Genomic DNA, 12,109 nt, shown 5'->3' with positions numbered 1-12,109 from the left:
AGCCTATCCAGTGGGGCAGGAACCGCCGACGCAGCCCGGCCCGGTGTACGACCACCCGCTGCTCGGGTCGTACGTCCACCCGTCGCTCTGCCGGTACACACCGCCGCCCCACCGCCCCGGGCCCCACTGCCCCCCGCGCCACTTGGCGGCGGCGAGCACGGCGCCCTTGGCGAGCCGGGCGCCGGCCGGGGTGCTCAACCGGTGCGCCAGGGGCCGCTGTTCGCGCAGCGCCCACAGGGTGACGATCCAGGCGGCGGCGCCCCGGTAGACCTGCCCGGAGTCGCCGACGACGGTGATCTCGTCGAGGGTGGCCCGGTGGTCGAGCCCGGGGAAGCGCCGTCGCGACTCTTCGGAGGACGCCGGTACCAGCTCCAGGGGCACCAGCTGCGACTGCCGTACGAGCCAGTCGCGCAGGAAGGCGCACAGGGAGCAGTCGGCGTCGTAGAGGACGGTGAGCCCGCGGACCGGGACGCGCGAGGCGTCCCGGTCCTGGGTCCCGCCGACGTCCGGGGCCACCCCCGTCACGCCCCGGCCGTCGGCGGAACCCACCCCTGCGGCGCGATGGGCGGTACCTGCTCCCGCTCCATGACCCCGCGCCGCCGGATCTTGTTCAGCACGAACACGTTCCCCAGGTGCATCACCCCGAGCACCAGCAGCACCACGCCCACCTTGGTCGACAGGGCCTCGAAGATGCCCCGGGTGTCCTCGATGGTGCCGTCCCCGCTGAGGTACAGGGCGACGAACCCGAGGTTCACGAGGTAGAAGCCCACTACGAGGAGGTGATTCACGGCCTCCGCGAGTTTTTCGTTCCCCCGTAGGACGTCGGCGAGGAAGATCCGCCCGTTGCGGCTGAGCGTGCGGGCCACCCAGACGGTGAGTCCGATGCTGACGATCAGATAGATGACGTAGGCGACGACCGTGCGGTCCATGCGCCTCCCCCTTCTTGAACGCGTTCAAAACGCTGACAAGGAGAATGTAGACGTACTTTTGAACACGTTCAACTCGCCTGCGCTGGGAGCTGCGTCACACCCGCCGTGCCAGCTCCGGCCGCTTCGTGTAGTCCGTGAAACCGATGACGTTGCCCCAGGGGTCGGCGATCTCCACGGTCCACCCGGTGGCCACGGAGAAGGGCGCGTCGAGGGGGGTGATTCCGGCGGCGGTGAGGTGCTCCGCGGCCTTCCGGGCGTCCGGGACCTCCAGCCATGCGCGGGGCGAGGGCCAGGGCGGCGGCCGGTGCCCGAGCCCGTCCTCCAGCCGCAGCAGCACCCCCGGCGTCTCGCCGCCGACCTTCAGGATCGCGATACCGGCGTCGTCGAGCCGGAACCCCACGGTGAATCCGGCACGTTCGTAGAAGGGGACCGCCTCGGCGAGGTCCCCTACGGGGAGGAGGAGGTTGTCGAAGCCGAGCAGTTCGTACGACTCTTCATCTGACATGTCGTCAGGTTAGGGCGATGATCGGCAAAGGCCGGGGATTGTTGCCCACAGGCGCGTTCGCATAATGTCGCGCGCATGGCAGATGTGGATGTGTTCGCGGGAGTCCGGCTGCTCGGCCCGCCGGAGGCCGACGGCGAGTACATCGCGCTGAACGACCACGAGACGGTCCATCTGCACGAGTACGCGCGGATCTACGCCGTGCCCGGCCTCTACGAACACGTCGTCCAGGAACTGCTCCAGTGCACCTCGCCCCAGGTCGCGGCGGCGGGCTTCCTGCGCGCGGTCGAGCGCCTCGGCCTGGAGCCGGGCGGGCTGACGGTCCTCGACGTCGGTTCCGGCACGGGACTGGTCGGCGAGCTGGTGCGGGGCGGCGGTGTCGCCCGGGTCGTCGGGGTCGACGCGTTGCCGGCGGCGCGCGAGGCCGCTCTGCGCGACCGGCCGGGCGTCTACGCCGACTACGTGATCGGCGACTTCCAGCGCGACGACGACACCCTCCGCGAGGCGCTGCGGCCGTACAGGCTCGGGGGACTGGTGTCGGCCGGAGCGTTCGGCGGCACGCACGCCACACCGAGGGCACTGGAGAACGCGCTCGCGCTGCTGCCGGCCGACGCGCCCGTCGCCTTCACGCTCGACGAGCGGTGGATGGACGAGTCGGACCCGGAGGGGTTCGGTGTCGCCGTCGCGAAGGCGGTGGCGGAGGGAAGCCTTGAGGTGCTGGAACGTTCACGGTTCCAGCACCGCGTCACGACGACCGGGGAGCCGATCTTCTATGAGCTGATCGTGGGCCGGACGGCCTCACCGGCGTCCGAGGGCTGATGTCGACCACTACTGCGGGAAGTTCGCCCGCAGAGCCGGCTCCGTGGCGCCGGCCGTGGTGATGCCGGTCGAACCGGCCGGGAGCAGCACGCTCGGGTCATTGTTGTCCGAGATCAGGAGATCCGCGTCGCCGTCACGGTCCAGGTCGCGCAGCCGGACGTAGAGACCGAAGAGGCCGGACTCGGCCGGGCTGCCCGGCACGCCCGCGGTCGCGCGGGAGAACCACTGGGAGCTCTTGCCGGTCAGACCGCTCCTGCCGCCGCGCAGCACGTGCACACCGCCCGCGCCCGCGGCGGAACCGACCTTCTCCTCCGCGGCGCTCACCGCGAGATCCGGGTAACCGTCGCGGTTGGTGTCACCCGCGGACAGCGCCGTACCGAAGGAGTCACCCTTGGCCGGGGCCGACACGACGCCCGAAGTGGACTGGCTGAGGCGGTAGTTGGTGGTGGGGCCGGTAGCCCCGCCGCGCATGACCACGACCGAGCCCGCGCCCTTGTTGTACGGGGTGTCGCTGACGGCCAGGTCTCCGTAGCCGTTCTTGTCGAAGTCCGCGACGACGCCCGTGGGGCTGTAGTCCGGCGACGAGCTGTCGTACGTCGTGAACTTGCCGGACTTCACCGTGGTGCCGCCCCGCAGGAACCACGCGGCCTGCGTCATCTTGTCGTTCTTGTAGCCCTGGCCGAGGACGTACAGGTCCGTCGCCTTGTCCTTGGTGACCTTCCCGGCGACCAGCCCGGTGGGCTCGAAGACATCGGTCAGGCTCGGGCTCGGGACGTGCTTGGTCACCTTGCCCGTCGTGCCCGACGTGGAGAAACCGCCGCGGTAGATGTACAGGGTCTCGGTTCCGTCGGTGACCGCCAGGTCCACCTTGCCGTCGCCGTTGAAGTCGCCGGTCGCCAGGGCGTCGCCGAACCCGTAGTAGGTGCGGGGTGTCACGGAGATACGGCTGGCCTTGGAGCCGAGGCCGGACGCCGAGCCCCACACGATGGTGACCGCGCCCGCCGCGACCTTGCCGCTGACCTTCTCGCTGTGGTCGCCGACGGCGAGGTCGGCGTATCCGTCGCGGTTGAAGTCGGCGTTCGCGAGGGACTCACCGAACCCGTCGGCGAACCCGCCCGCGTCACCGGCAGTGCCCGGAATCCCGGCGCTGTTCTGGTTGAACGTCTTCACCTTGGTGCCGGGGCCCGTGGCGGTCCCGTACGTCACGGTGACCGAACCGCTGTCGCCGACCGCGTAGTCGCGGTAGCCGTCGCCGTTGAAGTCGTCCGCGTACTTCGCGGGGGTCGCGGCGGTCGCGGGGCCCACCGCGAGGGTGAGCAGTCCGCCGGTCAGCGAGGCGGCCGTGGCCGTCGCGAGAACCAGGCGGTGGGTCTTCGTCCTGAACATGTGTCTCCTGCTGCGGGCAGCGCCGGGCGGCTGTCCGCCGTGATCTTGTGATGGGAACACGGAGGAGACTCGTGGAGTGGCGTGCGGGTTGTGCGAGGTGCGGGGATTTGTTCAATCGCCCTTCGGCTGCCCGGCCTTGAGGATCTCCGCGACGTCGAGGGTGACCTTGGCGCCGAGGGAGTCCGGGAGGCTGACGAGTTCGCCGGGGGCGTGGACGCGGTGGTTGGCGTACTCGCCTGTCGTCGGGTCCGTCAGGACGTGGAGGCGTTGGTGTTTGCGGTCGACGATGACGTAGACGGGCACAGCGGCACCGGCATAGGCGGCGACCTTGGTGCGCAGGTCGCTCTGGTAGTTGCTGGACGTGACTTCCAGGACCAGGCGGAAGGCGATGGGCTCGTAGCAGTTGTTCTCGACCAGGTGTTCCTGGAAGTCCGCGTCCACCAGCGCGAGATCCGGGATCGCGAAGTCCTCCCCGCTGGGCAGCCAGAGCCCGACGCCCTGAAGCACCATGGACTCAGTCCCGTGCAGCCCGGCCGTGAGGAAGGGGACCATGAGGTCGGTCAGGGCGGCGGCGTGAGCACCGTCCGGGGGCGGGGACAAGAGGATCAAGCCTCCGATGATCTCGACGCGGTGGCCCGGAAGACGCTCCTGGGCGAGGTTCGCCTCCGCGATCAGCGGACGGTCGCCGTGCGGCTGCTCGACGGGTGCTGCGGACATCACGTGCCTCCCGTGGGCTGTTGTCGAGAGCATCATCGTAGGCCGGGCGGACCACGGGAGTCCTGAGCGAGGCGCTTCACCCGATCGTGCCGCCGACCACGTCCTGGCCGGGCGCAGGAGCGGCCGGCAGTTTGGCCGGCAGGCCCATGCGGGACGTGATGCCCAGCTTGGTGTAGGCGTGGCTGAGGTGGAACTCGACCGTCTTGACGCTGAGCACCAGCTGGCGGGCGATCTGGCGGTTGGTCAGGCCGGACGTCGCCAGGCGGGCGATCGCCAGTTCCTGCGGGGTGAGGGGGGAGTCGGGTCCGATCGCCCCGACGCTGGCGGCCAGTTCACGCTCGCAGAGGGCCGCGCTCGGGGCGGCACCCAGCTCGGTGAAGGTGCGCAGCGCCCGGCGCAGCTGCCCGGCGGCGTCGGTCCGTCTGCCCGTGCGGCGCAGGAACGCGCCGTAGGCGAGCTGGACGCGGGCCCGGTCGAAGGGGTCCGGCACCTGTTCCGCGTGGCCCAGCGCCGTGCGGAACGACGACTCCGCCGCGGCCGGCGACCGACGCGCCGCCAGCAGGGTGCCACGCGCCCGGGCCGCGGCCGCCAGCCAGGAGTGCCGGCCCCGGTGGGCGGAGGGCACGTCGAGGCCGTCCAGGATCCGCTCGGCCTGCCGGTGTTCCCCGAGCGCGGTCAGCGCGTCCACCAGCAGATCACGCCACGGCGCTACGACCGTCCGCGCCACCGACTCCCGTTCCAGCAGGGGGAGCAGCGCGCCCGCCACATCGTCCTGCGCTCCCCGGGCCGCCGCCAACTGGGCCTGCGCCCTTGCCACATGGGCGAGGCCCGAGGCCCCGTGGCCGCCGCTGCCCCGGGCCTTCGCGAGGTACTCGGCGGCACGCTCGGTCCGCCCCCTCAGCGCGAGCGCCCCCGCGAGATCCGCGCAGGCGACCGGCTCCAGCCAGGCGAGGCCGCCGGCGGCAGCGGTCGTCGCCGCCGATTCGAGTTCGCGCAGGGCCACGTCCCAGTTCCCGAGCCGGAGTTCGGTCTCGCCCAGGAGCAGCTGGGCCGTCGCGCGCAGCGGCGCGGGACCGCTCCGGCACAGCGGTGCCGCCGAGCGCAGGTCCGCCCGGCTGCCCTCCAGGTCGTCGCAGCCGAGTCGCAGCGCGCTGCGGCCCAGCAGCAGGTCCACGTCGCCGGACTGGACGAGTACGGACTCCGGCAGCCCGGCCGCCCGCGCGATGCCCTCCTCGGCGGCGTCCGTCAGGCTCAGGGCGGCCAGTTGGGCGTAGCGCAGCATTCCGCCGGTGAACGGCACGGGCGGCAGGGCTCCGGCCCGCCGCGCCCACCGTACGGCGGCCGCCGCTTCGCCCTGGACGAGGCCGACGAGGGAGAGTCGTTCCGCGATGCGCCGGGCCAGCGCCGGGTCCAGGGCGGGGTCGCAGTGCCGCCACGCGTCGTCGAGGAGCAGCCGGGCGCTGGGCGTCTCGCCCCGGGCGAACGCGAGATGGCCGTGCGCGTAGCGATGGGCCGCCCGTGTGCTGTCGCCCGGCAGCGAACGCACCAGGTCGGCGGCCTCCTCCACCCGCCCGTCGCAGAGCAGCGCGTCCGCCGCCTCCACGGTCAGCCGCTCCCGCTCGGGCCGGGTCGTCGCCATCCGGGAGGCGTGCGCGGCCATCGACGCGGCTCGTGACCACTGGCCGGCGGCGGCCTGTCGGCGCGCGCCCGCGACGAGGTCGGCGACGAGCGCCGGATCCGGGCCGCGGCCCGCGAGCAGCTGGTGCCACGTACGGCTGGCGGTGTCCTTGGTGGCCTGCACGACCCTGGTGTGCAGGGCGGCCCGCCGGGCCGGCCCCAGCTGGTGGTAGACGGCGGCCTGGACCAGCGGCTGCGGGAACGCCAGCTCGGGCGGGCCGCCCGCCGGACCCTCCTCCAACAGCCCTTGTCCCACGGCCTGTTCGACGGCGGGCAGCGGGTTCTCCAGACCGGCCAGCTGCGCCACCCGGTGCAGCGGCGCGCGCGGCCCGAGCACACTGGCCGCGGCCACCAGGTCCCGGGCCGGAGCGTCGCAGCGGGCGAGGCGGTCCCGGACCAGCAACTGGTACGAACGGGGCGCGGGCAGTGGGGAGTCGGAAGCGGCCAGGACCTCCGGCTCCACCTCCCGGATCAGCGCGCGTAGATACAGCGGATTGCCGCGAGTGTGGGCGTGCAGCCTGCCGACGGCGTGCGGCGGCAGGCCCGCGGGCAGCAGCCGGTCGCACAGCGCGCCGGTCTGCTCGGCGGTCAGGCCGTCGAGCGCGAGGCGGAGGGTGTGGTCGTCCGCCAGCAACCTCCCCAGCCCCTTGGGGAGTTGGGCGTCGGCCGGCGTGTGGACGGCCAGCACGGTGAGGACCGGCTCGGACAGCAGCCGGCGCAGTACGAAGGTGAGCGCGTCCAGCGACGGCGCGTCCGCCCAGTGGGCGTCGTCGATGACGAGCACGACGACGGTGTCCGCCGGGATCCGGTGGGTCAGGGCGAGCAGCCGCGCGCCGACCGCGCCGGGCTCGTCCCGCGGCCCCGGCGCCTCCTCGCCCACCGAGGTCTGACTGAGGAGCTGAGTGAGTACGCCGTAGGCCAGGGCCGTCTCGTTCTCGGCGCCGCTGGCCTCCAGCACGCGTACCCGGTCCGCCGTGCGCAGGAAGCGGCGGACCAGGGCGGTCTTCCCGATGCCGGGCGGACCCTCCACGACCATCAGACGCGAGGCCCCGGCGCGGGCCTCGCGCAACCTGTTCTCCATTTCCCTGAGCTGCGGCTCCCGTCCGTGGAACGACGGTTCCCCGGCCTCGGCCGGTCGATGGGCATGGTGCAGCAGTGTGTTCACCGGCATGTCGACGTCTACCCCCGTAGTTGCGTCGGTGTTCCGGGCCATGGTGCTCGCCCTGCCACTGCGGTTCAACGCGTGTGCCGTTGAGCGGTCCGGCCGGTCGGATTCCGCGGCTCACCCCGCCAGGACACGCACCGCCGGGACCGGCAGTGCGGCCAGCCTGCGCTGGACGAAGTACGTGTTCGAGTTCTGGTCCAGGCCCGGCACCGGGCCGATCCACCTCCAACCCATCTTCGCGGCGTACTGCTCGGTGAAGCGCCGCCACTCGTCGGGGTTCGGATACCTCCGGTTCGCGTCGTGGAAGTAGACGTACGTGGAACCGAACTCCGTCGCGTTGCCGATCGGGTTCGCGACCGCCCCGCCGAGCGCCCGCAGGGCCACCGACCTTGCCGCGGACGGCAGTTGGGCCCACGGTCGTTGCTGGAGGTCCAGGTAGGCGCGGCGCTGACCGCGCGGGATACCGGGCGGGGCGGGCGGTCCGAAGGTGCCGCCGGTGCGGACGAAGTCGGCGCGGTCCATGTTCCGCTTGCTCGCCCCCCAGCTCTTGAGGACCGGTTGCAGCGGGGTCGAGTAGGCCCGCAGAAAGGCGCTGAACGTCCGGTAGTAGGGGCGGGTGAGCAGCGCGTACCGGTTGAACATCGCCCAGATGACCGCATGGCTGTCGGCGTCGTCCCGGCCGCCGGACTCCCCGATGATGAAGCGGGCGGTCCATTCGACGTCCTCGGTGGTGAACTGGTAGGGCGCCTTGCCCTGGGCGCTCAGTACGCCGAGCCGCGGGGGTGTGGCGACCTCCAGGGCCGGGCCGGAGTTCCTGCGGGCGGCGGACGGCGGCGCCTTTGAGGAAGACGACGACGGCGGCGCGAAGCGCACATGCAGATGGTTGTCGTGGTTCTCCAGGGGCTGTACGCCGTGTATCTCCGGGTCGTTGAAGAAGATCGCGTGGACCGGCAGCACGCCGTTGTTCCGCAGCAGGCCGACGAGTTCCTGGGTGAGTGCCCGTGAGTAGGAGGGGCGACGCCAGTTCGTCGGTCCCTGGCGGCGGTCGGACTTCACCGGGCGGAGGTCCGCTTCGAGGCCGAGCCGGTGGGAGGCGCGTCCGGTCAGCGGGCCGCCGCCGCTGCGGCCGAGATCCCGGATGTCGAGCACGGGCCCCTGGGGATGGGCCCGGTGCCAGGCGGCGGCGACGGCCAGCAGGGCACGGGCGGTCTCCGGCCGCCCGAACCGGTGCGTGGGCCGGCCCGTCACGCGGAAACCGGGTCCGTACTCGGGGAGTTGACAGCTGATGGCCGGGTCCCCGGCCACTCCCGCGGCGGTGCGCAGCAGCGCCCAGGTGGCGGGCCCGATGAGTCCGTCCGCCGGTGAAATGCCCTGCGCCGTCTGCCACTTCAGCGTCGCGGAGCCGAGCGCCGCCCAGTCCCAGTCCGTGCGGTGCGGGTCCAACACCCGCCGGACGGCCGGGAGATGGGCCTCCCAGCCGAGCGAACGGGCGTAGCCGCGGTTGCGGGCGGTGGTGCCGGGCGGGTGCCCGGCCCGGTTCGGCGGCGGGCGCTCCGTCCCGTTCCGCACGGCGGTCGAGGTCGTCGGCATGACCTCACTCCCCTTCCGGGCGGCCGTGCCGGGCCGCGGCGGAACGCCCCGGCGGGAGCCCGGCCGGCCGCCGCTCGGGCTGCCGGCCGCGCGGCAGTTCCCGCGGTGCCCCGGCGGCCCTGGGCAGTTGTGCCCTCGGCTCGGCCCGGCCCAGCTGCCGCGCCCCACGCTGGTCGGAGCCCGCGCCGACGGCGTGCCGGCCCTGCTGCTCCAGCAGCCTGCGGCGCAGATGTACGGCGGGCATGGTGGCGTCGACGCGCCCGTCCGTACGCTCCAGACCGAGGTCGACCCCGGTCACCGAGCGGTACGAGTGCAGGTACCCCTGGATCTCCGAGCGCCAGTAGCGGGCCCAGTTCGCCGCCTGGGTACGGTCGTTGACCGCGTTCCAGTTGCCGTAGCGGATCGACAGGAGCAGTTGCTCGCCGAACCGGCCGAGGTCGCGGAAGTGGATGACGGTGTCCGGGGTCCAGCCCTGGAGCCGCTTCATGGTGTCGACGCGGTCCATCCACTGCTCGGGGTAGGCGACCATCGTGCGGCCGGGCAGGAACTCGCGCATCTCCGGGCGGGCCAGCAGCCACTCCTCCATGAGCATCTCCTGGCGCGCGGTCCAGGGCAGGTCGCCGTACTGGTTGTGCTGGCCCTCGGTCAGCAGCAGATGGACGTCCTTGAGCGCGTTGAGGACCGGGAAACCGTCCGCGATGATCGTGGTGTCGTCGTCCTCGCGGAAGAACACGGACGTCAGGCTCAACAGGGTGTGGAAGGCCTCAAGGAACCGCGGCCGGCTGTCCACCGGCCTGATCGGCGGTGCGCCCGGCGCCAGTTGGGTGACCCCGTACTGGTGGTCGTACTCGTAGGCCCGGCGCAGCGGCGACAGCCGGTTCTGCTCGTCCTGCACATAGCCCCACATCAACTGGCTGAGGGCGCGCAGCGGATCGATGTCGACATGGGCCAGCGGGTCGTAGTCGCCGGGGCCGTGCACGTTCTGGAAGCGTGCGGCGACCGCCTCGGCCGACTGGACCAGCATGCCCTCCTCGTGCCAGTACGACCAGATCAGTTCGAGGAAGCAGGGGAAGGTCAGCTTGTCGCGCAGGATGCCGAAGGCCTCCACACCGAACTTGTCCGCCTCCGTGATCGCCAGCTCGCCCAGCTTCAGCCGGATCACCCCGAGGTAGGGCAGCAGCGCCAAGTCCTGTTCGTCCGGGCGGCGTTCACCCGGCGAGTGGGCCGAGATGTAGCGCAGCCAGCGCTGCTGGATGGCCCGCCCGAAGGCGTCGCCGTCCACATCGCCCGACTCGCCGTAGCGGCGCCGCTCCTCCTCCAGGTCGACCCCGTCGAACGGGGACGTCAGGTCGGCGCTGTCCACGTGGACCCCGCAGCGCACGAGGAGAAACACCTCGGTGGCGACCTTCAGCAGCCGGTACGCGTCCACGCCGGGGAACGGCAGGGCGCGCGGCCCGATCTTCTTGCGCGGGTCACTGGGGTCGGGCAGCCCGGTGCCGTTCATGAGCGGGTCGATGAACGCGGTGTACTCGTTGAACGAGATCCGGTCGGTGGAGCGGCGGATCGCCGTCCACAGCGCCTGGTCGTCCGTCGGGTCCGAACCCGCCCTGCGCAGCTGGACGTTGATGCTGTCGCCGGCGGCGATCGGGCGCACCTGCACGGTGAGGTCGGCGGTGGCCACGTCGTCGGCGACATTGGGGCTGCGGAACGTCACGCGGGCGGTGTACGCGCCGGGCCGCTGGTCGTCGGGGACGTCCCAGACGGCGCGGGCGGGGTCCTGCGGGTCGCTCGGCAGCGGGCCGAAGCCGAGGACTTCCCACGTGACGGTGGCGTTCGAGTGGCTGGATGTGGCGAACAGCGAGACGCGTCCGCCCTGTTGGATCTGTTGGGGCCGTACTTCGATCGTGGCCATGACGGCCTCCTCAACGTGTGCGTATGCGCTCCGCTGGACGGGTGGGTATGGGTTGTTGTTCTTCTGCGGCGCCGTCGGGGCTGGTCGCGCCCCGCGGCGGAGCCGCAGATCGATGCAGTCCCGCGCCCCTATGGGGCGCGAGGCTGTCTAGGGTGTTGGAAAGAGCCCAGTGGGTGATCAGCTCCCCCAGCAGGCCGCTCTCCTCCTCCGGTGTGATCAGGGATGCCGCCCTTGCCTGGCCCAGGACCGCCAGTACCAGCGTGGGCGGGGCGGTGCGCAGCAGCTCGGGCTGTCGCAGCCAGCGTCGGTAGCGGGACAGCAGCAGCGCGGGCGTACGGCTGGAGCGGGGCATCAGGTCGGCCAGCCGGGCGCCGCTCAGCGAAGGTGGACGGTGGCCCACCAGCAGCCGTACGAAGCGGGGCATGGACCGTTCGAGGAGCCTGGTCAGCTCGCGCAGTTCGCGCGGGGCGCGCTGCGGCGGATAGAGCGCGGCCCACAGTGAACTCAGCTGCCGCCACTGCGGATGCGGGTACAGGGCGTCGCCCATCGCGCAGCTGAGCCGGACCCTGATGTACGGGAACGGATGCGGGTCGTCGAGAGCCGGCGCGAGCACCAGCCGGCGCGGCAGGCTGACCACGGCCATCAGACCCAGGGTGCCGCCGATGCCGAGCTTCCCCACGGCGAAGAGATCCGCGAGCACCTCGGAGAGGGTCAGCCCCCAGTAGTGGAAGGCCGTCCGCTCGGCCGCCGTACCCGCGTGCCGCTCGATGTCGTAGAGGACAGGCCTCAGTGATCCGAGGAGCCCGAGCTGGGCGACCGCCTGATGGCCGACCTCGTGGACCAGGGACGAGCCGATCCCGTACCCCACCATGCGTTCGCGGGGGATCCGGATCAGCGAGACCGGGCTGCGTCCGCCGCCGGGGATGCGGGTGTGCACCCGGCGGATCGCGCCGCCCGGGCCTCGGGCGAGGTAGCAGATGATGGGCGGCGGGTCGGCGAGCGGGGTGCCCGGTGTGACGAGCGCGTCGACCGCCGCGACGTCCAGCCCGGCGAGCTGCACCCCGACGTCGTGCTCACTGCGCTGGGTGACGGCTTCGGAGAAGACGTCGAAGTGGCTCAGTACGGAGTTGAACTCCCAGCGCAGCAAGGAGAATTGATGCTGCTGCCACTCGGGGTCCCGGTCGCCGCCCGGCCCGTCCAGCCACTCCAGATACGCGCCGACCCGGTGCCGGAGCCTGCTCCGCCCCTCCATGAGGAAGCGCTCGATCGCGCCCTGGGCGGCGGCGGACGGTGCGGCGGCAGGCACCATGGTCTCGTGCAGCGCGAACGGCCTGACCCGGTTCAGACGGGTCAGCAGAGCGCGGGCCTCGCCTTCGAGCAGCGCGGTGGCTGCCGGCCGCAGGTCCATGGCG

10 protein-coding genes are annotated in these 12,109 nt (G+C 72.2%); 1 reads left to right on the top strand and 9 read right to left on the bottom strand.

Translation table 11 applies throughout. The features are described from left to right. Window positions 1-3: 3 nt before the first annotated feature. From ACIBJH_RS02870 to ACIBJH_RS02860, 3 genes are all read right to left on the bottom strand, one after another. On the bottom strand, window positions 4-525 hold the full coding sequence (locus ACIBJH_RS02870) for a thiol-disulfide oxidoreductase DCC family protein (RefSeq protein WP_399115054.1): 522 nt from the start codon (window positions 523-525) through the stop codon (window positions 4-6). Beyond that, entirely contained in the window at window positions 522-929 is a 408-nt protein-coding gene (locus ACIBJH_RS02865) for a hypothetical protein (RefSeq protein ID WP_262056093.1), read from the bottom strand. The genes ACIBJH_RS02870 and ACIBJH_RS02865 overlap by 4 nt, the downstream gene beginning before the upstream one ends. 94 nt (window positions 930-1,023) lie before the next feature. Further along, the gene (locus ACIBJH_RS02860) at window positions 1,024-1,434 is read right to left on the bottom strand and encodes a VOC family protein (RefSeq protein ID WP_399115053.1); all 411 of its coding nucleotides are present in this window, start codon (window positions 1,432-1,434) and stop codon (window positions 1,024-1,026) included. A 75-nt stretch (window positions 1,435-1,509) separates the two neighbouring features. On the opposite strand from ACIBJH_RS02860, the gene ACIBJH_RS02855 reads away from it, so the two are divergent. Then, window positions 1,510-2,250, top strand: a complete 741-nt coding sequence (locus ACIBJH_RS02855) for a hypothetical protein (RefSeq protein ID WP_399115052.1) — start codon at window positions 1,510-1,512, stop codon at window positions 2,248-2,250. Window positions 2,251-2,259: 9 nt separating this feature from the next. On the opposite strand, the gene ACIBJH_RS02850 is transcribed toward ACIBJH_RS02855, so the two are convergent. The 6 genes from ACIBJH_RS02850 to ACIBJH_RS02825 form a co-directional block, all read right to left on the bottom strand. Next, window positions 2,260-3,636: an FG-GAP and VCBS repeat-containing protein gene (locus ACIBJH_RS02850; protein ID WP_399115051.1), complete on the bottom strand. Its 1,377-nt coding sequence runs from the start codon at window positions 3,634-3,636 to the stop codon at window positions 2,260-2,262. 111 nt (window positions 3,637-3,747) lie between these two features. Continuing rightward, window positions 3,748-4,353, bottom strand: coding sequence for a Uma2 family endonuclease (locus ACIBJH_RS02845; protein ID WP_399115050.1), 606 nt, complete (start codon window positions 4,351-4,353; stop codon window positions 3,748-3,750). 76 nt (window positions 4,354-4,429) lie between these two features. Further along, complete coding sequence (locus ACIBJH_RS02840; RefSeq protein ID WP_399115049.1) at window positions 4,430-7,201, bottom strand: AAA family ATPase; 2,772 nt, start codon at window positions 7,199-7,201, stop codon at window positions 4,430-4,432. 111 nt (window positions 7,202-7,312) lie between these two features. Next, window positions 7,313-8,785 carry a penicillin-insensitive murein endopeptidase gene (locus ACIBJH_RS02835; RefSeq protein WP_399115048.1) on the bottom strand — a complete coding sequence of 491 codons (1,473 nt, stop codon included), beginning with the start codon at window positions 8,783-8,785 and terminating at the stop codon, window positions 7,313-7,315. Window positions 8,786-8,789: 4 nt separating this feature from the next. After that, the gene (locus ACIBJH_RS02830) at window positions 8,790-10,697 is read right to left on the bottom strand and encodes a hypothetical protein (protein WP_399115047.1); all 1,908 of its coding nucleotides are present in this window, start codon (window positions 10,695-10,697) and stop codon (window positions 8,790-8,792) included. A 10-nt stretch (window positions 10,698-10,707) separates the two neighbouring features. Next, complete coding sequence (locus tag ACIBJH_RS02825; RefSeq protein WP_399115046.1) at window positions 10,708-12,105, bottom strand: hypothetical protein; 1,398 nt, start codon at window positions 12,103-12,105, stop codon at window positions 10,708-10,710. Window positions 12,106-12,109 lie beyond the last annotated feature (4 nt).

Origin of the sequence: Streptomyces sp. NPDC050548 (genome assembly GCF_044457385.1) — a bacterium.
Taxonomy (GTDB): domain Bacteria; phylum Actinomycetota; class Actinomycetes; order Streptomycetales; family Streptomycetaceae; genus Streptomyces.
Note: the sequence above shows the minus strand (reverse complement) of the source record. Positions and strands in the feature narration are given on the sequence as shown.